The sequence below is a fragment of the Piscinibacter defluvii genome, assembly GCF_004011805.1.
In the GTDB taxonomy this organism is placed as follows: domain Bacteria; phylum Pseudomonadota; class Gammaproteobacteria; order Burkholderiales; family Burkholderiaceae_C; genus Piscinibacter; species Piscinibacter defluvii.
The window spans coordinates 189,733-213,879 of the sequence record NZ_RCHJ01000016.1 but is presented as its reverse complement, the minus strand read 5'-3'; the positions used below and the strand labels follow the sequence as shown (position 1 = coordinate 213,879).

Genomic DNA, 24,147 nt, shown 5'->3' with positions numbered 1-24,147 from the left:
TGGCGCTCAGGTGATGTGCGAGATCAGCACGCCGGGCGCGGGCTGCACCTGATCGCCCGGGGTGCCGGTGCCGGCGGCGGGCACGCTGCCGGGGCCGACCGCCGCGCCGGGCCGCCGCATCGCCAGGCCCACCGACATCATGTCCACCACCAGCAGGTGCAGGATGCGCGAGATCATCGCCACGAAGGTGGTCGCGTCCTCGCTGTGCTCGACCGGGATGCACACCGTGGCGCGTCGCGCCAGCGGCGACTGGCCCGAGGTGACGGCGATCACCGAGGCCCCGCGCTCCACCGCCAGCCCGGCCGAGCGCGCCAGCTCGGGCGGCTGGCCGGAGCTCGACACGAACACCGCCACGTCGTCGGGGCCGAGCAGCTCCGCGGCCATCGCGTGCATCGACACGTCGGTGTGCGCGACCGAGGGGATGCGGAAGCGGAACAGCTTGTGCTGCGCGTCCAGCGCCACCACCGCCGAATTGCCCATCGCGTAGAACTCGACGCGCTTGGCCCGGCGCAGCAGCTCGATGGCCCGGTCCACCGCCTCGACGTTGAGCGACTCGCGGAACTGCATGATCGCGGAGATCGTGTTGTCCAGCACCTTGGCGCACAGGTCGCCGGTGCTGTCCTGCCGCCGCACCTGGGTGCGCTGCACCGGCAGCGTGCCGGTCAGGCCCGAGCCGAGCTTGAGCTTGAAGTCCGCCAGGCCCTGGAAGCCGAGCGAGCGGCAGAAGCGGATCACCGTCGGCTGGCTGACCTCGGCGCCCTGCGCGATCTGCGCGATGGGGTCGTTCAGCGCGGCCCGCGGGTTGTCGAGCACGAAGCTGGCCACGCGGCGCTCGGCCGGCGAGAGCGTCTCGAGTGCGCCGCGCACCCGGTCGAGCAGCGGGTTGCCGGCCTCGGCCTCCGGCATGTGGTCGGCCAGCAGCGACGAGACGCCGAGGAAGGCCAGGTTCTCGGCCGTCAGCACGAAGGTCGGGATGCGCGCGACGTAGTCGCTGAAGCGGCCCTTGGCCTCGAAGCGCTCGCGGAACGGCGAGGCATCGAAGCGTGCGCCCAGGCGCGGCACGATGCCGCCGCCCACGTAGATGCCGCCGGTGGCGCCGAGCGTGAGCGCCAGGTCCGAGGCCATCGTGCCGAGCATGCCGCAGAAGCAGTCCAGCGTCGCGCCGCAGGCGGCGTCGCCGGCCAGCGCACGCTGCACGATGTCGGCCGCGTGCAGGGTCGAGTCGGCCTGGTCCAGCGCCTGGTGGATCAGCTCGAGACCCGGCCCCGACAGCAGCCGCTCGGCCGAGACCCGCGGCATCGTCTTCCAGGCGTGCTGCAGTACACGCAGCTCACGCTCGTCGGTGGGGGCGAAGCTGACATGGCCGCCTTCGGTGGCGAGGGTCACCCAGCGGTCGCCGCTGGGCACCAGGCCGGAGACGCCGAGTCCCGCGCCCGGGCCGATCAGGCCGATCACGCCGTCGGCCTGCGCCTGCCCGCCGCCGACCTGGCGCCGGCCCCCGGGCGCCAGGGCCGGCAGCGACATCGCCAGCGCGGTGTAGTTGTTGACCACCAGCAGCGTCGAGAGCTCCAGCTCGCGCTGCACCTCGCGGATCGAGAAGCTCCAGTCGCGGTTGGTCATGCGCACCCGGTCGCCCTCGATCGGGTTGGCGATCGCCACGGCGCCGTGGCGCGGGCGCAGGGCCGGCGGCAGCGTCGCCAGGTAGGCCTGCACCACCTCGGTGAAGCCGGCGTACTCGTCGCACGGCAGCACCGACACGTGGTCGAACCGGCCGCGCACCTGCTCGATGCACAGGCGTGCGTAGGTCGCGCCGATGTCGGCCAGCAGACGCGGGGCCGCGTCGGCGGGCAACGGTGCGGCGCTGCGTTCGGCGGGCATGGGGTGGTTCAGGGCTGCGCCTTCAGCACCAGCACCTGCTGCGGTGCCATGCGCACCTGCAGCTGACCGGCTTGGCCGGCGAGCACCGAGGCGGCGCCGGCCGGGAACTGCACCTGCCACTGCGCCGCGGCCGGCGCCAGCGCCAGCGTGGCGTTCGCCTCGCGGTAGGCGTAGTTGATCAGCACGAGCAGGGTGCTGCCCTCGTGCTGGCGGGTGAAGGCGAAGATCGGTGCATCGCGCGTGGTCAGCGGCGTGAAGCGGCCCAGCGCCAGCGCCGGCTCGGCATTGCGCAGCGCGATCAGGCCGCGGTACCAGTTCAGCAGCGAGCCGGGCTGCTTCTCTGCGGTGGCCACGTTGTGCGTCTTCCAGTTCGACACCAGCGGCCGGAACGGCTGCGCGGCCCGGGTGAATCCGCCCTGCGGCTCCGCACTCCAGGCCATCGGCCCGCGGATCGCCTGGTCGTCGTGGGCCACCGGCGCGGACTCGCCGAGTCCGATCTCCTCACCGTAGTAGAGGAACGGGGTGCCGGGCAGCGTCAGCAGCGTGGCGGCGGCCAGCTTGTAGCTCTTCTCGTCGCCGGCGAACTGGCGCATCAGCCGCGCGCCGGCGAAGAAGTCGTGGTTCGCCAGCAGCGTGCCCATGCGCGCGACCGGCAGCTTCTCGAGGTTGTAGAGCAGGTCGGCGCGCAGCCGGCCGAGCTTGACGCTCGCGATGATGTGCTTCTGCAGGCCGAAGCCGAAGGCGGCGCCGCAGGAGTCGGGCTGCGCGAACGGGGCCGGGTCGCTCGGCGCCTCGCAGACCATGTAGCGCTTGCCGTAGTCGTCGAGCAGGTCCTGGACGCGCTTGAGCAGCACATGGTTCTCGGGCTGGTTCTCCCAGGCGATCGCGCTGTTCTCGAACAGCACGCCCACGGCGTCGAAGCGGAAGCCGTCCACGCCGCGGTTCAGCCAGAAGCGCAGGTTGTCGAGGTGGAAGTCCACCACCTTCGGGTTGCGCAGGTTGAAGTCCGGCATCTGCGGATCGAACACCGCGTAGTACCAGCGCTGGTTGCCCTCGCGCCAGGGTTCGCCGGCAAAGGTGTTCCAGCCCTTGGGCTTGTCCTCGCTGAAGATGTACCAGTCGGCGTAGGGCGACTTGCGGCTGTCGTAGGCGCTCTCGAACAGCGGGTGGCCCGAGGCGCTGTGGTTCATCACGTAGTCGACGATCACGCCGATGCCGCGCTTGTGGGCCTCGGCGATCAGGCGGTCGAAGTCGGCCAGCGTGCCGTAGTCGGGCTCGATCTCGCGGTAGTTCGCCACCGCGTAACCGTGGTCGCGGTCCTCGCTCTTGAAGATCGGCATCAGCCACAGGCCGCGCACGCCGAGCGACTGCAGGTAGTCGAGTCGCGAGGTCAGGCCGTTCAGGTCGCCGATGCCGTCGCCGTCGCTGTCCTGGTAGGCGCGCACCAGGATTTCCATGAACACGCCGCTGCGTGCCCAGTCCGCCGGCAGCGGGCTGTCGCGCTTGACCACGGGCACCGGGCCGAGGTCGGGGATCCCGGCCGCTTGCACGCCCGCCGACGCGGCGAGCAGCGCGAGCAGCCAGCCCAGCAGCACGGTGCCGGCACGGCGCGGCAGCAGCGCCACCACAGGCCTCACTTGCACGGAGTCTCGGCGCGCGCCTTCTTGGCGTCCTCGATCGAGGTGTAGATGTTGCGGTCGCCGCTGTTGACCCAGATCTCCTTGGTCGTGTTGCCGTCGAACTGCATGTCCTTGCCGCCCTGGTCCTTCGAGTCGCCCTTGTGGATGATGTAGTTCACCTTGCCGCCGGGGAAGTCCTCGAGCTTGATGTGCCAGTAGACGCCGAAGTCGGTCTTGCCGGTCTGCTGCGCACCGTTGGTCCAGGAGACGCCGGGCACCGCCGGGCCGCCCGGGCCGCGCTGCCAGATGTGCAGTTCCCAGCCGCCGTAGCTGCCGTCGCAGCGGTTGTAGTTGATCGCCACCGTGCCGGCCGGCGGGTTGGAGGTCGCCCAGGCGCAGGGCAGCGTGGCCGCGAGTGCGAGTGCGGCAGTCAGTCGGACCAGGGAGTGCTTGCGGATCATGTGTGACCTCGTATGTCGGTGAGGCGAGCCTGCGGCCCGCAGGTTGGCGGGAGGGTTCAGCCCTTGATGCCGCCGGCGGTGAGGCCGGAGATCATCCATTTCTGGGCCAGGATGAAGACGACGGTGATCGGCAGGCCGGAGAGGATGGCCGCGGCGGCGAAATCCCCCCACAGGTACTTCTGCGCGTAGAGGAACTGCTGCGAGCCCACCGCCATCGTCAGGTTGTGCTGCTGCTTGAGCAGGATGGAGGCGACCGGGTACTCGATGATCGCGCCGATGAAGGCGAGCAGGAACACCACCATCAGGATCGGCAGCGCCATCGGCAGCAGCACCAGGTAGAAGGCCTGCCAGGGCGAGGCACCGTCGACCTTGGCGGCCTCCTCGATCTCCACGGGAATCGTGTCGTAGTAGCCCTTGATGGTCCACACGTGCAGCGCGATGCCGCCCGAGTAGGCCAGCAGCAGCGACCAGTGCGAGTCGATCCCGAAGGCCGGGAAGGCGTTGCCGATGCGGTCGAAGATGGCGTAGATGGCGATCAGCGCCAGCACGGCCGGGAACATCTGCATCAGCATCAGCCCGGTCAGCGCGGCCTTCTTGCCGGCGAACTTCATGCGCGCGAAGGCATAGGCCGCGGTGGTCGACAGCAGCAGCGCGATCAGCGCCGACAGCGTGGCCACCTTGGCCGAGTTCCAGAGCCAGCGCAGCACCGGCAGGTCGGGTTCGATCAGCTTGCCGTCCGGCCCGGCGAACGGGATGCCGAGCGCGAAGCGCCAGTGGTCCAGCGTGATCGTCTCGGGGATGATGCTGCCGGTGGCGAAGTTGCCCGGCCGCAGCGAGATCGACAGGATCATCAGGAACGGGAACACCACCAGCGCGCACAGCGCGATCAGCAGCGCGTGCGCCGCGATCACGCGCCAGCGGTGGCTCTTGTCGAGGACGATGGCCATGTGCAGCCTCCTAGCGTTTCTCGGTCTCGACGATCTTCGTGTAGCGCATCTGCACCAGCGTGATCGCCACGACGATCAGGAAGATCACGGTCGAGATGGCCGCCCCCAGGCCGAACTGCTGGCCGGAATCCTGGAACGCCATGCGGTAGGTGTAGGAGACCAGGATGTCGGTCGTGCCGGCCGGCACGCTGGTGTCGAGGAAGTCGGGCCGGCCGCCGGTGAGCAGCGAGATCAGCACGAAGTTGTTGAAGTTGAACGCGAACGAGGAGATCAGCAGCGGCGTCAGCGGCTTGATGATCAGCGGCAGCGTGATGCTCCAGAAGTTCGTCACCGGGCCTGCACCGGCCACCGCCGAGGCCTCGTACAGATCCGCCGGGATGGCCTTGATCAGCCCCATGCACACGACCATCATGTACGGGAAGCCGAGCCAGGTGTTGACGATCAGCAGCATCGCCTTGGCCAGCAGCGGGCTCGAGAACCAGGCCGGCTTGACGCCGAAGATCATGTCCAGGATCAGGTTGATCTCGCCCGAGTTCTGGTTGAACAGGCCGCGGAACACCAGGATCGAGATGAAGCCCGGCACCGCATAGGGCAGGAACAGCAGCATCCGGTACACGCCCTTGAAGCGCAGCGCGTCCCAGTTGAGCACCACCGCGAGCAGCATGCCCAGCGAGGTGGCCAGCAGCACCGTCAGGCCCGAGAACATCACGGTCCAGACGAAGATGCGCAGGAAGGGCTCCTGGAAGCGCTGGTCGGTGAAGATGCGCTTGTAGTGGTCGAAGCCGATGCCGACCTGGAATCCGGGTTGCAGCGGCTCGCCGGCCTCGGTCTCGAAGAAGCCGGTCTGCATGTTCGGCCGCAGCACGGCGCCGGTCTGCTGGTTCTTCAGCGAGCCGTCGGGCTGCTCGGCGTAGAGCTTCTGCACGGTCGCGAATTCGCGCAGGCCGGCCATGCGCACCTGGGTGCCGTCGGGCAGGCGCACGGTCAGCGCGCGCATCGCGTTCTGGCGCGCGATCAGTTCCTTGATCGCCAGCGGCTCGGGCAGCGCCGCATCGGCCGGCTCGGGCTGCGCCTCCAGCGTGGCCGGCTGTTCGCCGGCCAGCGCGACCGGGCCGGTCAGCCAGGCCTTCTCGGCGTCGGCGTCCTCCAGGCGCAGCCGGAAGCCGCCGTCGACCGGGTGCACCGTGGTGGCCAGGCGCGTGCCCTCGCCGATCGTGGTCTCGTCCAGCAGGTACTGGCGCGCGCGGTCGAACTCGAGCAGGTTCTTGGAGCTGTAGTTGGTGAAGCCGATGCCGATCGTGTAGAGCATCGGGAAGACCACGAACACCAGCGCCGCCGCGATGCCCGGGAACAGGTAGCGGTAGGCGTAGGTCCTCGGCGAGGCGTAGATCCACAGCGCCAGCGCGACGATGACGAGCATCGTCGACGCCAGCATGGTCTCGCCGGTGGCGTAGACCACCGTGATCAGGTAGAGCAGGGCCAGGACGACCGCGCCGAGCACGGCCGGGCCGACCCAGCGGCTGCTCTTCTTCATCGCTTCACTGCCCCTTGATGCGCTTGGCGGCGGCGTCCAGCGCCTCCTTGGGCGACTGGCGACCCTCGGTCATGTTCTGCAGCGCGGACTGCATCGACGACCAGAAGCGCCCCATCTCCGGGTTGTTCGGCATCGGCGCGCCGTCCTGCGCGCTGGCCATGGTCGCCTGGATGTTGGGGTTGCTCTTGAGCTCGGCGAACAGCGCCTTGCTCGCCGGGGTGCCCAGCGGCACGTCGTCGTTGATGCTCTTCAGGCCCTGCACCGAGAGCATGTGGTTCTCGATGAACTCGACCGCGATGTCGCGGTTGGGCGAGGCCTTGGAGATCATCGCGCCGAGCACGCCGACGAAGGGCGCCGACTTCTTGCCGGCCACCGTCGGGATCTTCGCCACGCCGAAGTTGATGTTGGACTTCTTCAGGTTGTCCCACGACCAGGGGCCGTTGATCATCATCGCGATCTTGCCCTGCGCCATGCCGGCTTCCATGTCGGCATAGCCGGCGCCCTTGGGCATCACGCCGTCCTTCACCATCTTGGCCAGCAGCTCGGCGCCCTTGAGCGCGCCGGCGTTGTTGACGCCGGTGTCGGCCGGGTCGTAGGTGCCGTCGGCCTTGAGCTTGAACGGGTAGCCGCCGTTGGCGGCCAGCAGCGGCCAGGTGAAGTAGGTGTTGTTGTAGTCCCAGAGGATCGCCTTCTTGCCCTCGGCCGAGAGCTTCTTGTCCAGCGCGATCACTTCCTCGAAGCTCTTGGGCGGCGTCTTGACCAGGTCCTTGTTGTAGACCAGCGAGACGGCCTCGATCGACATCGGGTAGCCCCACACCTTGCCGCCCACGGTGAAGGCCTTGAGCGCCAGCGGGTCGATGTCGGCGCGGGCCTTCTTGCCCGGGTTCAGCGGCTGCAGCAGGCCGCCGGCGATCCATTCGCCGATGCGGTCGTGCGGCCAGATCCAGATGTCCGGGCCCTTGCCGGCGGCGGCGGCCTGCTGGAACTTGCCCGGCGCATCTTCCGGGTGCTCGACGACCACCTGCACGCCGGTCTTCTTGGCGAACTCGTCGCCGACCTTCTGCAGGCCGTTGTAGCCCTTGTCGCCATTGATCCAGATCAGCAGCTTGCCCGGCTCCGCGGCGAAGGCGCCGGAGGCGCTGCCGAGTGCGAGCGCCGCGGCGGCGGCCAGCAGGCGGATACGCTGACGTTGGGTTTTCATGCGGTGTCTCCTTGGGGGTGTGGCCGTGAGGGGCCGTGTGGGTGTGGCGGGATGAGGCCTGAACGCGTGGCGGCGCCCTCGGTTGTCCGGGCCGACCCTCAGCGCACGGCCGGCAGCGTGCGCCCCTGCTCGTCGAACAGGAAGCTGCGCCGCGGCGGGAACGTGAGCCACGCGGTGTCGCCGGTGTCCAGCGGGTTCTCGGGTTCGGTGCGCACGGTGATCGCCTCGCCGGCGCCGGCGGGCAGCGCGTGCAGGTAGATGGTGTCGCCCAGGTGCTCGGCGAGCTGCACGTGGGCGCGCAGCGCGCCGTCGCCGGACTCGGCGCGGGCGACGACATGCTCCGGGCGCGTGCCCAGCGTCAGCGCTGCGCCGGCGGGCAGGGCGGTCGCGTCGGCGCCCACCGGCACGGTGGTGCCGTCGGCCAGCCTGACCTGCGCGAGCGTCGGCGTCGCCGAGACCAGCGTCGCGGCCAGGAAGTTCATCTTCGGGCTGCCGATGAAGCCGGCCACGAAGCGGTTCACCGGCTGGTGGTACAGCTCCATCGGCGTGCCGACCTGCTCGATCGCGCCCTTGTTCAGCACCACGATGCGGTGCGCGAGCGTCATCGCCTCGACCTGGTCGTGGGTGACGTAGATCATGGTCGTCGCCAGCTCCTTGTGCAGGCGCGACAGCTCGACGCGCATCTGCACGCGCAAGGCGGCGTCGAGGTTGGACAGCGGCTCGTCGAACAGGAACACGCCGGGCTTGCGCACGATCGCGCGGCCGATCGCCACGCGCTGGCGCTGACCGCCCGAGAGCGCCTTGGGCAGCCGCTCGAGCAGGGGCTCGATCTGCAGGATCTGGGCGGCGCGGTCGACCGCAGCCTTGATCTCGTCCTTGGAGAACCCGGCCAGCTTCAGGCCGAAGGCCATGTTCGCGGCCACGGTCATGTGCGGGTAGAGCGCGTAGCTCTGGAACACCATCGCGATGCCGCGCTTGGCCGGCGGCATCTCGTTGACCAGTTCGCCGCCGATGTAGAGCTCGCCGGCGGTGATCTCCTCCAGCCCGGCGATGCAGCGCAGCACGGTGGACTTGCCGCAGCCCGAGGGCCCGACGAACACCATGAACTCGCCGTCGCGGATCTCGAGGTCGATGCCCGGGACGATCACGAGATCGCCGTAGGCCTTCTTGAGCGACTTCAGCAGGACGTTGGCCATGCCTGTACGCGGTGTCGGGAGGAAAAAGGGGGCCGGCCCAGCCGGACCGGCCCCCGATCACGCAAGGTGCGTCAGAACCAGATCTCGGCCTGGAAGCCCGCTGCCGTCTTGGACTTCTTCGACTGGCCGGTCGCGTTCTTGTAGGCGTCGTTCATGCTGAACGCCGACACGTAGAAGCGCAGTTCCGGACGGTCGTAGTAGTTCGGACCGACGGTCAGCGTCGGGGCGATGGTGAACTTGGTGACGTTCTGCTTGTCGCCCGACACGCCGGCCAGATCCGGCTTCGTGCTCGCGAAGCCCAGTTCGCCCTGCAGCTTGAAGTTGTTCGTCAGCGCGTAGGCCACGCGGCCGGCGACCGAGAAGGTCTTGGCCTTGTAGTCGCCCGCCAGCGTCGGTTGCTCGATCTGGCCGTAGTGAACGAGCGTCTGCGCGGTCAGCGGGCCCTTCAGCCATGCCAGGCTGTCGGCGATGCGCCAGCGCTTGCTGTCCGAACCCGAGGTCGCGCCGGCGAAGCCCATGTCGAGCCAGGTGGAGCCCTTGGACCACTGGAGCCACAGGGTGTTGTTGGCACCGAACAGGTTCGCCTGGTTGTGCTGCAGGCTCAGGCCGGCACCGTTCTCGCCGCCGGGACCGGAGAAGTCCGTGAAGGCGGCGGTCAGGCGCAGCTTGCCGCCCGGGTTGACGTTGATGCCTTCCAGGTCCACGTTCAGGCGCGTGCCGGCGTTGTCGGTCGACGCAGCATCGCTGGTACGGAACACGGCCAGGCTCAGCGAGCCCACGCCGACGTCGATACCGTCCACGCCGGCACCGGTGCCGCTCATGTTGACGTAGAAGCTGTCATCGAAGTGAACGTCGGCACGATGGTAGAAGCGCCTGCCGATCCAGAAGGTCTGGTTCGGGGCGATGTCATAGCCCTTGCCTTCGACGTACATCTGGTTGACCGCGGTGGTCGTGCCGGCGACGTCGGAACCCGGCTTGAAGAAGTTCGTCATCAGCAGGGCCTTGTAGTTGACCCCGCCTGCCGTCATCGTCTGGCTCAGACCGAACTCGCCGTAGGTCTCGCACTCGTTGCCCAGACGTCCGATGCCGCCCCTGCCGGGAGCCTGCGAGCCGAAGCCGGCAGCTTCGCCACCGCTGAAGCAGCGCTTGCTGTCGCCGCTGTTCTGCTTCTGGCCCGGGCCGACGCGGACATAGCCGCCCCAGTCCACCGCTTGCGCGCCGGTCGAGAGCAGACCGACCGCCGCCGCGGCGATCAGGGTGTGTTTCATTTTCATCCTTGACTCCTCAGAGGTTTTGCTTGAAAGAAACCAGCGTCCACACGTGTCCGGCCGCTGGCGGCGGGGGAAACCCGTTCAACAGGGGGAGGCTGGAAGCGAGCGGAAAAAGGGCGACGCCGTGGAGGCGTCGCGAACTCGCTCTTCCGACCTCCCAGGGCACCACGTCGCCGGGGGATGCCCGACGACACGCGCGTTTGTCTCCGCAACCGGCTCTTGGCGGCCGCGGGCACCCGTGCGGGCGCCCTGCTCAAGTCGCGATCGACTCTAGTAGTCGGACTACAAGGGTCATACGCGGGTTTACGCCAACTGTGCATGATTGCAACACCGAAGGCTTGTGGGTCGGCCCGGAACCCGCTCAGGGTTTCAATGTGGTTTCGGGGCGCCGCGTAGTTCGGCTACATTGCTCCGCTTCCCGGACTCCCCGCAGGCCCAGGGCCCGTACCTCATGGATTCCACCGGCTACCCGCGCCTCGTCGGCGACATCGGCGGCACCAACGCCCGGCTGGGCTGGCACGCGGCGCCGGACGCAGCGATCACCGATGTCGTGTCGCTGCCCTGCGCCGACCATGCGTCGCTGGAGGCGGCGATGCGCCACTATCTGGGCGTGCTCGGGCGCGTGGCCCCGCGCTGGTGTGCCATCGGCATCGCCAACCCGATCGTCGGCGACCAGGTGCGCATGACCAACCACGACTGGACCTTCTCGATCGAGGCGATGCGCCGCGCGCTCGGCTTCGAGCGCTTCCTGGTCATCAACGACTTCACCGCGCTCGCGCTGGCCCTGCCGGTGCTGGCACCGTCCGACCTGCGCGCCGTGGGTGGCGGACAGGCCGTGCCGCTGGCGCCGCTCGGGCTGCTCGGCCCGGGCACCGGGCTGGGTGTGTCGGGCCTGCTGCCCGCGCGCGGCGACCGGCGGCCGGTGCCGCTGAACGGCGAGGGTGGTCACGTGACGCTCGCGGCAACCGACACGCTCGAGGAGGATGTGATCCGCTGCTTGCGCGAGCGCTTCGGCCACGCGTCGGCCGAACGTGCCGTCTCCGGGCCGGGCCTGGCCAACCTGTACCAGGCGGTCTGCCGTGTGCGCGGCGAACCGGCGGCCGAACTCGACCCGGCCGGCATCACCGCGCGAGACGCGGCCGGCCAGGATCCCGCCTGCACGGCGACGGTGGACCTGTTCTTCGCCTTCCTGGGCACCACCGCGGGCAACCTCGCGCTTTCGCTGGGCGCACGCGGGGGCATGTACATTGGCGGCGGCATCGTGCCGCGCCTCGGAGACCGTATCCTGCGCTCCCCGTTCCGCGAGCGCTTCGAGGCCAAGGGCCGGTTCCGCGCCTACCTGCAGGGCATCCCGACCTGGGTGCTGCAGGCGGGCATCTCGCCGGCCCTGCTCGGTGCCTCGCGTGCCCTCGACGACCTCTGAACGATCCGATGAAAGAAACCTGGATGAAACCCGCCACGCGGCTGCTGCCGCTGCTGATCGGCAGCCTGATGCTGTCCACCGCGGTGCCGGCCCGTGCCGGGCTGCTCGACTCGCTGTTCGGCGGGGGCTCGTCGAGCAATGCGCCCAAGGGGCCCGCCGGTCAGAAGCTGTGGGTGGTGCGTGATTTCAGCGAGGTGCGCATCGTCGCGCGCGAAGCCGGTTCGCAGCCGAACCAGCACCCGGCGCAGCTGAATCCGGACCTGCTGCGCCAGCAGCTGGTGCAGCTGCGTTTCGACGCCAGCGGCACGAGCCGCCCGCTGCTCGCCTCCGACGAGGCGGCCGAGCTGGTCCAGCCGCTGATCGAGGCGCTGGCCGGCGCCGGCCCCGGCGACGACGTGCTGCTGCTGAGCAGCGCGCGGCGCGGCGATGCCGTGATGATGCGTCCGGTGGCCGTCACGGCGCGGCTGTTCGTGCAGGGCGGGGCGCTGCAGCTCATCGTGAACGACGCCCGCTACGAGTTCTACGACGCCATGCGCGGCACCAATCGGGCGCCGGAATTCACCTACGGCTCGCGTACCCGGCCCGGGTCGGCGTCGCTGCGCGCCGACGGCGCCAGCGTGATGCGCGCCGACTGGCTGGCGCTGCCGCTCAGCGTGGCCGCTGCCGCCGCCGTGCCCGCCGCTGCCGCGCCTGCCGCGGCGGCCCCGACCGCCGCGCCGGCGCCGGCGGCTGCCCCGGCCACCGCGGCGCCGGCCGTGCCGCTGCTGCGCCCGCGCGACCCCGGTTTCGCCGACGAGGTCGAGCAGCGCCTGACCACGCTGAAGCGGCTGCGCGACCGCGGGCTGATCTCCGAGGAGGAGTACCAGCAGAAGCGCAAGGAGATCCTGCAGCAGCTCTGAGGCGCCGCCGGGGTGGGGCGCTCAGGCGTTGCCCGAGCCGCCCATCACGTGACTGAAGCCGCCGTCGACGTAGGTGACCTCGGCGCTGACGCCGGCGGCCAGGTCCGACAGCAGGAACGCGGCGACGTTGCCCACGTCCTCGATCGTCACCGCACGGCGGATCGGCGCGGCGGCGGCGAAGTCGGCCAGCAGCTTGCCGAAGTCCTTGATGCCCGAGGCGGCCAGCGTCTTGATCGGCCCGGCCGAGATCGCGTTCACCCGCACGCCCTGCGCGCCCAGGCTGTGCGCCAGGTAGCGCACGCTGGCCTCGAGCGAGGCCTTGGCCAGGCCCATGGTGTTGTAGTTGGGCACGTAGCGCACCGCGCCGAGGTAGGACAGCGTCAGCAGCGCCGCGCCCCGGCGCAGACGCGGCGCGGCCGCCTTGGCCATGGCCGGGAAGCTGTAGGCCGAGATGTCGTGCGCGATGCGAAAGTTCTCGCGGCTCAGGCCGTCGAGGAAGTCGCCCGCGATCGCCTCGCGCGGGGCAAAGCCGATCGAGTGCACGAAGCCGTCGAACTCGCCCCAGGCGCTGGCCAGGCCGTCGAACAGCGCGGCGATCTGGGCATCGTCGGAGACGTCGCAGTCGAAGGTCAGCGTCGAGCCGAACTCGGCGGCGAACTCGGCGATGCGCTCCTTGAAGCGCTCGCCCTGGTAGCTGAAGGCGAGTTCGGCGCCTTCGCGATGGCAGGCGCGGGCGATGCCGTAGGCGATCGAACGGTTGTTGAGCAGCCCGGTGATCAGGAAGCGCTTGCCGGCGAGGAAGCCCATGGAGTCTCCGCGAGAGGGGTGGTCGGGTCGAAGCGGCCGGATTTTGGCATGTGTCAGGTGCCCGGCGAGGGGCCTTGACAGGCTTGCGCCTTGCTAGTACCTGCTGCGCAGAGTACAATCCGGCGTTTCCTAGAAAGCTGCTTCCATGCGATTGGGCGGATTCTTCCGGCCCATTTTTTTTGCCGCGTCTTTTCTGCAGCCCGGACGCGGCTCGTGTGAACCGAGATCTATTTGGCAAGGTGTTGGCAAGGGTCGAACCACTCGTGAGCAACTGGCATCAGGCCGTCGAACGCACCGTCAGCGGGCTCGGGTACGAGCTCGTGGACGTCGAGCGCGCCGGCGGGGGGCTGCTGCGCGTCACGATCGACCGCGTCGCCGACGACCCGAACGGTGAGTTCATCACCGTCGAGGACTGCGAGAAGGTCACCCGCCAGCTGCAGCATGTGCTGGAGGTCGAGGGCTGCGACTACGCCCGGCTCGAGGTCTCCTCGCCGGGGCTGGACCGGCCGCTGCGCACGGCGGCGCACTTCGCGCGTTTCGCCGGCGCGCAGATCGACCTGACGCTCAAGCTCGCCTTCCAGGGCCGCAAGAAGTACCGCGGCGAACTGCAGGCCGGCGAGACGCCCGAGGCCGGCTGGCGGCTGGTGTTCAACGATGGCAAGGCCGACCAGGCCTTGGATTTTTCGCTCGACGAGGTCCGCGAGGCCCGGCTGGTGCCGGTGCTGGACTTCAAGGGGCGGCGTTTTGCGCCGGCCGGCCCGACGGCGGCGCACGATGAGACGGACGGAGGACGGGATCGATGAACCGCGAACTGTTGATGCTGGTGGACGCCATCTCGCGCGAGAAGAGCGTGGACCGTGAGGTCGTGTTCGGCGCGGTCGAGGCGGCGCTCGCCTCGGCGTCGAAGAAGCTGCACGGCGGCGAGGTCGACATGCGCGTGGCGGTGGACCGCGAGAGCGGCGAGTACGAGACCTTCCGCCGCTGGCACGTGGTGCCGGACGAGGCCGGCCTGCAGCTGCCCGACTCCGAGATCCTGCTGTTCGAGGCCAAGGAGCAGATTCCCGACATCGAGGTCGACGACTACATCGAGGAGCCGGTCGAGTCCGTCTCGATCGGCCGCATCGGCGCGCAGGCGGCCAAGCAGGTGATCCTGCAGAAGATCCGCGACGCCGAGCGCGAGCAGCTGCTCAACGACTTCCTGTCGCGCGGCGACAAGGTGTTCGTCGGCACCGTCAAGCGCCTGGACAAGGGCGACGTGATCGTCGAGTCCGGCCGCGTCGAGGGACGCCTGCGCCGCAACGAGATGATCCCGAAGGAGAACCTGCGCTCGGGCGACCGCGTGCGGGCCTACATCCTCGAGGTCGACCCGACGCTGCGCGGCCCGCAGATCATCCTGTCGCGCTCGGCGCCGCAGTTCATGATCGAGCTGTTCGCGCAGGAGGTGCCCGAGATCGAGCAGGGGCTTCTGGAGATCAAGAGCTGCGCCCGCGACCCCGGCAGCCGCGCCAAGATCGCCGTGGTCTCGCACGACAAGCGGGTCGACCCGATCGGCACCTGCGTCGGCGTGCGCGGCTCGCGCGTCACGGCCGTGACCAACGAGCTCGCCGGCGAGCGTGTCGACATCGTCTTGTGGTCGGAGGATCCGGCCCAGTTCGTCATCGGTGCGCTGGCGCCGGCCAACGTGCAGTCGATCGTCGTCGACGAGGAGCGCCACGCGATGGACGTGGTGGTCGACGAGGAGAACCTCGCGATCGCGATCGGCCGCGGCGGCCAGAACGTGCGCCTGGCCTCCGAGCTGACCGGCTGGCGCATCAACATCATGACGGCCGAGGAGTCGGCGTCCAAGCAGCAGCAGGAGACCGAGCACATCCGCAAGCTCTTCGTCGAGAAGCTCGACGTCGACGAGGAGGTGGCCGACATCCTGATCGCCGAGGGCTTCACCAGCCTCGAGGAAGTGGCCTACGTGCCGATGCAGGAGATGCTCGAGATCGAGAGCTTCGACGAGGACACCGTCAACGAGCTGCGCAACCGCGCCAAGGACGCGCTGCTGACGATGGAGATCGCGCGCGAGGAACGCGTCGACGAAGTCTCGCAGGACCTGCGCGACCTGGACGGCCTGTCGCCCGACCTGATCGCCAAGCTCGCCGAAGGCGGCATCCACACGCGCGACGACCTGGCCGACCTGGCCGTCGACGAGCTGACCGAGATGACCGGCGTCGAGGAGGCGCGTGCCAAGGCGTTGATCATGAAGGCCCGCGAACACTGGTTCACCGCCTGAGCCCGACCGCCGCTGCGAACCGAACACGCTAGAAACGCAAGGACCCCACAATGGCTTCGACCACCGTCGCCCAGCTGGCCGCCGAGCTGAACCGCCCGGCGTCTGCGCTGCTCGAGCAGCTGCAGTCTGCCGGCGTCAAGAAGGCGTCGACCGACGACACGCTGAGCGAGTCGGACAAGGAGCGCCTGCTCGAGTTCCTGCGGTCGGCGCACGGCACCGCCAGCGGTGAGCGCAAGAAGATCACGCTGACGCGCAAGTCGACCAGCGAGATCAAGCAGGCCGACGCGAGCGGCCGTGCCCGCACCATCCAGGTCGAGGTGCGCAAGAAGCGCACCTTCGTCAAGCGCGACGACATCGCCGCGCCCGAGGAGGCTGCGCCCGTCATCGACGAGGCCGAGCTGAAGCGCCGCGAGGAAGAGGCGCAGGCCCAGGCCGAGCTGCTGCGCCGCCAGGAGGAAGACCTGGCCGAGAAGCGCCGCCAGCGCGAGGAGCAGGAGAAGCGCGAGCGCGAGGCCGCCGAGGCGCGCGCCGCCGAGGCCGCGCGCAAGGCCGCCGAGGAGGCCGCCGCCGCGGCGCTGGCCGCCGCGGCCGCCAAGAGCGAGGCCAAGGCCAAGGCGAAGCCGGCCGAACCGGCCAAGCCGGCCGAGCCGCCTGCCGCCCCGGCCGAACCGCCCAAGCCGGCGCTGCGCGTCGTCAAGGCTGCCGACGTGGCCAACGAGGAAGCCCAGCGCGCCGCCGACCTGGCCAAGCGCCGCCAGGCCGCCGAGGCCGAGGCACGCGCGATCCGCGAGATGATGAACGCACCGAAGAAGGTGCTCGTCGCGCCCAAGCCCGAACCCGCCAAGCCGGCCGAGCCGGCCAAGGCCGTGGTCGGCACCATCCACAAGAAGGCCGGCGCGCCGGCCGCCCCCGGCTCCGCGCCGGCTTCCACCACGGCCAAGCCGGGTGACAAGAAGTCGGTCAAGTCCGAGAAGCTGTCCTCGAGCTGGGCCGACGACGCGGCCAAGAAGCGCGCCGCGCTCAAGGGCCGCAGCGACGGTGCCGCCGGCGGCGCCCGCGCCGGCTGGCGCGCGCCGCGCGGCGGCCGCCGCGGCGACCGGGGCGAGTCGAGCAGTTCCTCCTTCACCGCGCCGACCGAGCAGGTGATTCAGGAAGTGCACGTGCCCGAAACCATCTCAGTGGCCGACCTGGCGCACAAGATGTCGGTCAAGGCCTCCGAGGTCATCAAGCAGCTGATGAAGCTGGGCCAGATGGTCACCATCAACCAGCAGCTCGACCAGGAGACGGCGATGATCGTCGTCGAGGAGATGGGCCACAAGGCCTTCGCCGCCAAGCTGGACGACCCCGAGGCCTTCCTCGAGGAGGAGGCCGCCGAGGGCGCGCACGAGGAGCTGCCGCGCGCGCCGGTGGTCACCGTGATGGGCCACGTCGACCACGGCAAGACCTCGCTGCTGGACTACATCCGCACCAGCCGCGTGGCGGCGGGCGAGGCCGGCGGCATCACGCAGCACATCGGCGCCTACCACGTCGAGACGCCGCGCGGCATGATCACCTTCCTCGACACGCCGGGCCACGCCGCGTTCACCGCGATGCGCGCACGCGGCGCGAAGGCGACCGACATCGTCATCCTGGTGGTGGCCGCCGACGACGGCGTGATGCCGCAGACCAAGGAGGCGATCTCGCACGCCAAGGCGGCCGGGGTGCCGATCGTGGTGGCGATGAACAAGGTCGACAAGCCCGAGGCCAACCTCGAGCGCGTCAAGAGCGAACTGGTGGCCGAGCAGGTGGTGCCCGAGGAGTTCGGCGGCGACTCGCCGTTCGTGCCCGTCTCGGCCAAGACCGGCCAGGGCGTGGACAACCTGCTCGAGCAGGTGCTGCTGCAGGCCGAGGTGCTGGAGCTGAAGGCGGCGGTCGAGGCGCCCGCCAAGGGCCTCGTCATCGAAGCCAAGCTCGACAAGGGCCGCGGCCCGGTGGCCACCGTGCTGGTGCAGAGCGGCACCCTGAAGAAGGGCGACGTGGTGCTGGCCGGCTCGAGCTACGGCCGCGTGCGCGCGATGCTCGACGAGAACGGCAAGCCGGCCGACGAGGCCGGCCCGTCGATTCCGGTCGAGATCCAGGGCCTGACCGAGGTGCCGCAGGCCGGCGACGAGTTCATGGTGCTCGCCGACGAGCGCCGTGCGCGCGAGATCGCCACGTTCCGCCAGGGCAAGTACCGCGAGGTGACGCTGAACAAGCGCCAGGCCGCGAACCTCGAGTCGATGATGGAGCAGATGGGCCAGGGCAGCGCCCAGACCCTGGCGCTGATCGTCAAGGCCGACGTGCAGGGCTCGCAGGAGGCGCTGTCGCAGTCGCTGCAGAAGCTCTCCACCGACGAAGTCAAGGTGCAGATCGTGCACGCGGCGGTGGGTGGCATCAGCGAGAGCGACGTCAACCTGGCGATTGCCTCCAAGGCCATCATCATCGGCTTCAACGTGCGCGCCGATGCCGGCGCGCGCAAGCTGGCCGAGGGCAACGGCGTCGACATCCGCTACTACAACATCATCTACGACGCGGTCGACGAGGTGAAGGCGGCGATGAGCGGCATGCTCGCGCCCGAGCAGCGCGAGGAAGTCATCGGCCAGGCCGAGGTGCGCCAGGTGTTCGTGGCCTCCAAGATCGGCACGGTGGCCGGCTCGATGGTCACCGCCGGCGTGGTGCGGCGCGGCGCGCGCTTCCGCCAGCTGCGCGACAACATCGTCGTCTACACCGGCGAGGTGGAGTCGGTGCGGCGCCTGAAGGACGACGTGCGCGAGGTCAAGGAAGGCTTCGAGTGCGGCATCAAGCTGAAGAACGTCACCGACATCAAGGAAGGCGACCAGCTCGAGTTCTTCGAGGTCAAGGAAGTCGCCCGGACCCTGTAAGGCGAGGTCTCGTTCGCGAACCCCGCCTTCCGAACGGAGGCGGGGTTTCGTGTTTCAGGAGTCGACCATGCGACACAAGCGATCCATTCCCAACCGCGGCTTCCGCGTGGCCGACCAGATCCAGCGCGACGTGGCCGAGCTGATCCGCGGCCTGAAGGACCCGCGCGTGGGCATGGTCACGATCCACGCCGTCGAGGTGACGCCCGACTACGCACATGCCAAGGTGTTCTTCTCGGTGCTGGTGGGCGACCCGCAGGAGACTGAAGCTGCGCTCAACGACGCCGCCGGCCACCTGCGCAACAGCCTGTTCAAGCGCCTGCAGATCCACACCGTGCCGACGCTGCACTTCGTGTTCGACCGCACCACCGAGCGCGCCGCGGAGCTGAACCTGCTGATCAACCAGGCCAACGCGAGCCGCGCCAAGGACGACTGAGTGCAGCCGCGCCCCCGGATCGTCCGGCGCGCCGTGCATGGCGTGCTGCTGCTCGACAAGCCGCTCGGCCTGTCGAGCAACGATGCCTTGCAGAGAGCCAAGCGCCTCTTCCGCGCCGAGAAGGCGGGCCACACCGGCACGCTCGACCCGCTGGCCAGCGGCCTGCTGCCGCTGTGCTTCGGCGCGGCGACCAAGTTCTCGCAGGCGAGCCTGGACGCGGACAAGCGCTACCTCGCCACCGTGCAGCTGGGCGAGACACGGTTCGGCGGCGACCTCGAAGGCGCGGTGATCGAGCGCCGGCCGGTGCACACCACACGCGCCGATCTCGAGACGGCCTGCGCACGTTTCGTCGGCCCGATCGATCAGCTGCCGCCGATGCACTCGGCCCTCAAGCACGAGGGCAGGGCGCTGTACGAGTACGCCCGTGAAGGTGTCGAGGTCGAACGCACGCCGCGCCGCGTGACGATCCATTCGATGGCCATCGTCGCCGGCGAGCACGACCGCTGGACGCTGGACGTGCGCTGCAGCAAGGGCACCTACATCCGCACGCTGGCCGAGGACCTGGGCGCCGCACTCGGCTGCGGCGCGCACCTGGCCGGCCTGCGCCGCACCGGCGCCGGCGGCCTGACGCTGGACCGCGCCGTGACGCTGGAGGCGCTCGAGGCGATGGACGAGCCGGCGCGCGACGCCTGCCTGCTGAGCGCCGACCGCCTGCTCGCCGAGTGCCCCGAGGTGCGGCTGGCCGCCGAGGAGGCCGCGCGCTTCCTGGCCGGCATGCGCCGCCGCATCGACCTGCCCGACGCCGACTGCGTCCGCGTGTTCGGCCCCGAGCCGCGCGCCTTCCTCGGCAGCGGCCACATCGCCGCCGGCGAACTGATCTCCACCCGATTGCTCAGCCCCGTGGAGGTGCAAGGCCTCCTGCAGGAAAGAACCCCATGACCCGCCAGATCCGCAACGTCGCCATCATCGCCCACGTCGACCACGGCAAGACCACGCTTGTCGACCAACTGCTGCGCCAGAGCGGCACCTTCCGCGAGAACGAGAAGGTCGCCGAGCGCGTGATGGACAGCAACGACCTCGAGCGCGAACGCGGCATCACCATCCTGGCCAAGAACTGCGCCGTGGAGTGGAAGGGCACGCACATCAACATCGTCGACACGCCGGGCCATGCCGACTTCGGCGGCGAGGTCGAGCGCGTGCTGTCGATGGTCGACTCGGTGCTGCTGCTGGTCGACGCGGTCGAGGGCCCGATGCCGCAGACCCGCTTCGTCACCAAGAAGGCGCTCGCGCTGGGGCTCAAGCCCATCGTGGTGGTCAACAAGGTCGACCGGCCCGGCGCGCGCTGCGACTACGTCATCAACGCCACCTTCGAGCTGTTCGACAAGCTGCATGCCACCGAGGAGCAGCTCGACTTCCCGGTCATCTTCGCCTCCGGCCTGAACGGCTGGGCCACGCTGAAGCAGGGCGAGGTCGGCACCGACATGGCGCCGCTGTTCGACGCCATCCTTCAGCACGTGCCGGCGCACGAGGGTTCGGCCGCCGACCCGCTGCAGCTGCAGATCTGCTCGCTCGACTACTCGAGCTACGTCGGCCGCATCGGCATCGGGCGCGTCAACCAGGGCACGCTCAGGCCGATGCAGAGCGTGGCCGTCTATGCCGGCCCGGACAGCACGCCGTTCACCGCGCGGGTCAACCAGGTGCTGAAGTTCGAGGGCCTGGAGCGCAAGCAGGCCAGCGAGGCCGGCCCGGGCGACATCGTGCTGATCAACGGCATCGAGGCCATCGGCATCGGCGTGACACTGACCGACCCGGAGCGCCCCGTGCCGCTGCCGATGCTCAAGGTCGACGAGCCGACGCTGACGATGAACTTCTGCGTCAACACCTCGCCGCTGGCCGGCCGCGAGGGCAAGTTCGTCACCAGCCGGCAGATCAAGGACCGGCTCGACCGCGAGCTGCAGAGCAACGTGGCGATGCGCGTGCGCGACACCGACGAGGACGGCGTGTTCGAGGTCTCCGGCCGCGGCGAGCTGCACCTGACCATCCTGCTCGAGAACATGCGCCGCGAGGGCTACGAGCTGGCGGTGAGCAAGCCGCGCGTGGTGTTCAAGGAGATCGACGGCGAGCGCCACGAGCCGATCGAGCTGGTCACCGCCGACGTGGAAGACCAGCACCAGGGCGCCGTGATGCAGGCGCTGGGCGAGCGCAAGGGCGAGCTGGTCAACATGGAGCCGGACGGCATGGGCCGGGTGCGCCTGGAGTACCGCATTCCGGCGCGCGGCCTGATCGGGTTCCAGAACGAGTTCCTGAACCTGACGCGCGGCACCGGCCTGATCAGCAACATCTTCGACGGCTACGAGCCGTTCAAGGGCGAGATCGAAGGGCGCAAGAACGGCGTGCTGATCAGCCAGGACGACGGCGAGGCCGTCACCTACGCGCTGGGCAAGCTCGACGACCGCGGCCGCATGTTCGTCAAGGCCGGCGACCCGCTGTACGAGGGCATGGTGATCGGCATCCACAGCCGCGACAACGACCTGGTGGTCAACCCGGTGCGGGCCAAGCAGCTGACCAACTTCCGCGTCTCCGGCAAGGAGGACGCGATCAAGATCACGCCGCCGATCATCCTGACGCTCGAGTATGCGGTCGAGTTCATCGCCGACGACGAGCTGGTCGAGATCACGCCCAAGAGCATCCGCATCCGCAAGCGGCACCTCAAGGAACACGAGCGCAAGCGGGCCTCGCGCGAAGCGGCATGACCCACGCCCGGGCCGTGGCGACGATGGTCGCCGTGACGCTGATGTGGAGCATCGCGGGTGTCGTGACGCGCCACCTCGAGGCGGCACGCGGCTTCGAGGTGACGTTCTGGCGCAGCGCGTTCAACGCCCTCGCGCTGGTCGTGATGCTCGGCTGGCTGCGCGGCCCGGCGGCGCTGGCCGGGGCGATCCGCTCCGGCGGACGCACGCTGTGGGTATCGGGCGTGTGCTGGTCGGTGATGTTCACCGCCTTCATGATGGCGCTGTCGCTGACCACCGTCGCCAACGTGCTGGTGACCATGGCCACTGCGCCGCTGTTCACGGCGCTGCTGGCGCGCGTCGCGCTCGGCCACCGGCTGGCGGCGCGCACCTGGGGCGCGATCGTCGTCGCCGGCATCGGCATCGCGTGGATGTACGCGCGCGAGTTCAGCGCGGGCGATCCGAGGCACCTGCTGGGCACACTGGTCGCGCTCGGCGTGCCGGTGGCCGCCGCGATCAACTGGACGGTCATCCAGCACAACCGCGGGGCCGCGCAGCAGGACATGCTGCCCGCCGTGCTGATCGGCGCGCTGATCTCCGCCGCGCTCACCCTGCCGATGGCGCTGCCCTTTGCCGCCACCGGCGGCGACCTGGCGCTGCTGGCCATGCTCGGCACCGTGCAGCTCGCGATTCCCTGCCTGCTCGCCGTGAGCGTGGCGCGCTGGCTGGCGGCGCCGGAGATCTCGCTGCTGGCGCTGCTGGAGGTGGTGTTCGGCGTGCTGTGGGCCTGGCTGGGCGCCGACGAGGCACCGTCCGGCGCGGTGCTCGCCGGGGGGGCGATGGTGCTGGGCGCGCTGGCCGCCAACGAGCTGCTGGCCCTGCGGCGCAGCGCACCGGCCGCCGCCTGACCGGGGTTTCCCCACGAGGCGGCGGCACGGCGCGCCGCATAGCATCGGCCCACGACGCGTGGGAGACGCCGATGCGACAGCTGTCCGGCCTGGACGCCAGCTTCCTGTACCTCGAGACGCCCGAGATGCCGATGCATGTCGGCGCGCTGCACCTGTTCGAGCTGCCGGCCGACTACGCCGGCGACTTCGCGGCCGACCTGCGCGAGCACATCGCCACGCGGCTGCCGCTGGTGCCCGCCTTGCGCCGCAAGCTGGCCTGGATGCCGCTGAACCTCGCCGCGCCGGCCTGGGTGGATGCCGAGCCCGACCTGGCGCAGCACATCGTCGGCATCACGCTGCCCGAGGGCAGCGGCATCGCCGAACTGCAGGCCCAGGTGGGCGCGCTGCATCCGGTGCTGCTCGAGCGCGACCGGCCGCTGTGGAAGTTCCACGTCTTCGACGGCCTCGCGCCCGGGCCCGAGGGCGAGCAGCGCCGCGCGCTCTACACCCAGCTGCACCATGCCGCGGTGGATGGCCAGGCGGCGGTGGCGCTGGCCCAGGCCATCCTGGACCTCGGCCCCGAGCCGCGCGAGATCGCGGTGCGGCCGACGCGCCAGCGCAAGGGCCAGCTCGGCCTGGCGGAGATGCTGCGCGGCGCGGTGGCGCACCAGGTGATGCAGCTCGGCGGCATCGTCAAGGCGCTGCCCGGTGCGGTGGGCACCCTGTCGCAGGTGGCCGGCGGCGCGGTGGGCGACTCGGTCTCCGGGCTGCTCGCGCGGCTGAAGGGGCGCCCGGGCGGGTCGTCGGCCCAGGGCAGCGGCCTCGCGCTCGCCCCGCGCACGCGCCTGAACGCCACCGTCTCGACCCACCGCGCCTTCGCGACGCTGAGCCTGCCGCTGGCCGCGCTCAACGCCGCGCGGCGGCGCCACGGCGCGAGCCTGAACGATGCGGTGCTGATGATCTGCAGCGGCGCGCTGCGCCGCTTCTTCACGCGCCACGGCCCGCTGCCGCGCAAGCCGATGGTGGCCGCGGTACCGATCTCGCTGCGTGCCGCCGGCGACACGGCGTCCAACAACCAGGCCTCGTTGACCCTCGTCAGCCTCGGTACGCACCTGGCCGATCCGGCGAAGCGGCTGGCCTACGTGATGGCGTCGACCGCCGCGATGAAGTCCACCGTCGGCAGCGTCAAGAACCTGCTGCCGACCGACTTTCCCTCGATGGGCGTTCCCTGGCTGATCGAGGGCCTGACCGCGGTGTACGGCCGGGCCGGGCTGGCCGAGCGCATCCCGCCGGTGGCCAACCTGGTGATCTCCAACGTGCCCGGGCCGACGGTGCCGCTGTACCTGGCCGGTGCACGCATGCTGACCAACTACCCCGCCTCGATCGTCGTGCACGGCGTGGCGCTGAACATCACGGTGCAGACCTACGACCAGTCGCTCGACATCGGGCTGATGGCCTGCGCCGAGGCGCTGCCCCAGGTGGACGAACTCGCCGCCCACCTCGAGATCGCGTTCTACGAGTTCCAGGCGCTGCCGGTGGCCGAGCGTGCCGATGTCGCCCCGGCGACACCCGTGAAGGCAGTGGCGAAGAAGGTCGCCAGGAAGGTCGCCAAGAAGGTCGCGAAGAAGGTCGCTCGGCCTAGGGCCCAGGCTCCAGCCGTGCGCGGGGCCAGCCGCTAACATCG

19 protein-coding genes are annotated in these 24,147 nt (G+C 69.9%); 10 read left to right on the top strand and 9 right to left on the bottom strand.

Annotated features, from left to right (window positions below; genetic code table 11):
* Window positions 1-6: 6 nt before the first annotated feature.
* The 8 genes from glk (D9C15_RS24490) to D9C15_RS24455 all read right to left on the bottom strand — a co-directional run bounded on the left by glk (D9C15_RS24490) (window position 7) and on the right by D9C15_RS24455 (window position 10,110).
* Window positions 7-1,878 (bottom strand): glucokinase, encoded by a 1,872-nt coding sequence (gene glk / locus D9C15_RS24490; protein ID WP_128001085.1) that lies wholly within the window; start codon window positions 1,876-1,878, stop codon window positions 7-9.
* Window positions 1,879-1,886: 8 nt separating this feature from the next.
* Window positions 1,887-3,521, bottom strand: a complete 1,635-nt coding sequence (locus tag D9C15_RS24485; RefSeq protein ID WP_128001084.1) for an alpha-amylase family glycosyl hydrolase — start codon at window positions 3,519-3,521, stop codon at window positions 1,887-1,889.
* Window positions 3,512-3,958, bottom strand: coding sequence for a pullulanase-associated domain-containing protein (locus D9C15_RS24480; protein WP_164886838.1), 447 nt, complete (start codon window positions 3,956-3,958; stop codon window positions 3,512-3,514). Before D9C15_RS24480 ends, D9C15_RS24485 begins: the two co-directional genes overlap by 10 nt.
* Before the next feature lie 56 nt (window positions 3,959-4,014).
* Window positions 4,015-4,905 (bottom strand): maltose ABC transporter permease MalG, encoded by an 891-nt coding sequence (malG, locus tag D9C15_RS24475; RefSeq protein ID WP_128001082.1) that lies wholly within the window; start codon window positions 4,903-4,905, stop codon window positions 4,015-4,017.
* A gap of 10 nt (window positions 4,906-4,915) precedes the next feature.
* Entirely contained in the window at window positions 4,916-6,439 is a 1,524-nt protein-coding gene (gene malF, locus D9C15_RS24470) for a maltose ABC transporter permease MalF (RefSeq protein WP_128001081.1), read from the bottom strand.
* A 4-nt stretch (window positions 6,440-6,443) separates the two neighbouring features.
* A complete protein-coding gene (malE, locus tag D9C15_RS24465) occupies window positions 6,444-7,640 on the bottom strand; it encodes a maltose/maltodextrin ABC transporter substrate-binding protein MalE (protein ID WP_128001080.1) in 1,197 nt (398 codons plus the stop codon).
* A gap of 98 nt (window positions 7,641-7,738) precedes the next feature.
* The gene (locus D9C15_RS24460; RefSeq protein WP_128001079.1) at window positions 7,739-8,836 is read right to left on the bottom strand and encodes an ABC transporter ATP-binding protein; all 1,098 of its coding nucleotides are present in this window, start codon (window positions 8,834-8,836) and stop codon (window positions 7,739-7,741) included.
* Window positions 8,837-8,907: 71 nt separating this feature from the next.
* Window positions 8,908-10,110: a maltoporin gene (locus tag D9C15_RS24455; protein WP_128001078.1), complete on the bottom strand. Its 1,203-nt coding sequence runs from the start codon at window positions 10,108-10,110 to the stop codon at window positions 8,908-8,910.
* A 448-nt stretch (window positions 10,111-10,558) separates the two neighbouring features.
* Here D9C15_RS24455 and glk (D9C15_RS24450) point away from each other — a divergent pair, with 448 nt between their 5' ends.
* Together glk (D9C15_RS24450) and D9C15_RS24445 are read left to right on the top strand one after the other, a co-directional pair.
* Entirely contained in the window at window positions 10,559-11,530 is a 972-nt protein-coding gene (glk, locus tag D9C15_RS24450; protein ID WP_128001077.1) for a glucokinase, read from the top strand.
* Window positions 11,531-11,538: 8 nt separating this feature from the next.
* Window positions 11,539-12,429 (top strand): SHOCT domain-containing protein, encoded by an 891-nt coding sequence (locus D9C15_RS24445; RefSeq protein ID WP_128001076.1) that lies wholly within the window; start codon window positions 11,539-11,541, stop codon window positions 12,427-12,429.
* Window positions 12,430-12,450: 21 nt separating this feature from the next.
* Here D9C15_RS24445 and fabI read toward each other — a convergent pair whose 3' ends face one another.
* Complete coding sequence (fabI, locus tag D9C15_RS24440) at window positions 12,451-13,236, bottom strand: enoyl-ACP reductase FabI (RefSeq protein WP_128001075.1); 786 nt, start codon at window positions 13,234-13,236, stop codon at window positions 12,451-12,453.
* Window positions 13,237-13,499: 263 nt separating this feature from the next.
* Here fabI and rimP point away from each other — a divergent pair, with 263 nt between their 5' ends.
* The 8 genes from rimP to D9C15_RS24400 all read left to right on the top strand — a co-directional run bounded on the left by rimP (window position 13,500) and on the right by D9C15_RS24400 (window position 24,142).
* Entirely contained in the window at window positions 13,500-14,039 is a 540-nt protein-coding gene (gene rimP, locus D9C15_RS24435) for a ribosome maturation factor RimP (RefSeq protein WP_128001074.1), read from the top strand.
* Window positions 14,036-15,514, top strand: a complete 1,479-nt coding sequence (gene nusA / locus D9C15_RS24430; protein WP_128001073.1) for a transcription termination factor NusA — start codon at window positions 14,036-14,038, stop codon at window positions 15,512-15,514. The genes rimP and nusA overlap by 4 nt, the downstream gene beginning before the upstream one ends.
* A gap of 50 nt (window positions 15,515-15,564) precedes the next feature.
* Entirely contained in the window at window positions 15,565-18,414 is a 2,850-nt protein-coding gene (gene infB / locus D9C15_RS24425; protein WP_128001072.1) for a translation initiation factor IF-2, read from the top strand.
* Between the two features lie 67 nt (window positions 18,415-18,481).
* Window positions 18,482-18,847: a 30S ribosome-binding factor RbfA gene (gene rbfA / locus D9C15_RS24420; RefSeq protein WP_128001071.1), complete on the top strand. Its 366-nt coding sequence runs from the start codon at window positions 18,482-18,484 to the stop codon at window positions 18,845-18,847.
* Window positions 18,848-19,786 carry a tRNA pseudouridine(55) synthase TruB gene (gene truB, locus D9C15_RS24415; protein ID WP_128001070.1) on the top strand — a complete coding sequence of 313 codons (939 nt, stop codon included), beginning with the start codon at window positions 18,848-18,850 and terminating at the stop codon, window positions 19,784-19,786. It abuts the gene before it with no gap.
* Window positions 19,783-21,600 carry a translational GTPase TypA gene (typA, locus tag D9C15_RS24410; RefSeq protein ID WP_128001069.1) on the top strand — a complete coding sequence of 606 codons (1,818 nt, stop codon included), beginning with the start codon at window positions 19,783-19,785 and terminating at the stop codon, window positions 21,598-21,600. Before truB ends, typA begins: the two co-directional genes overlap by 4 nt.
* A complete protein-coding gene (locus tag D9C15_RS24405; RefSeq protein WP_128001068.1) occupies window positions 21,597-22,484 on the top strand; it encodes a DMT family transporter in 888 nt (295 codons plus the stop codon). Before typA ends, D9C15_RS24405 begins: the two co-directional genes overlap by 4 nt.
* A 71-nt stretch (window positions 22,485-22,555) precedes the next feature.
* Window positions 22,556-24,142, top strand: a complete 1,587-nt coding sequence (locus D9C15_RS24400) for a wax ester/triacylglycerol synthase family O-acyltransferase (protein ID WP_128001067.1) — start codon at window positions 22,556-22,558, stop codon at window positions 24,140-24,142.
* Window positions 24,143-24,147 lie beyond the last annotated feature (5 nt).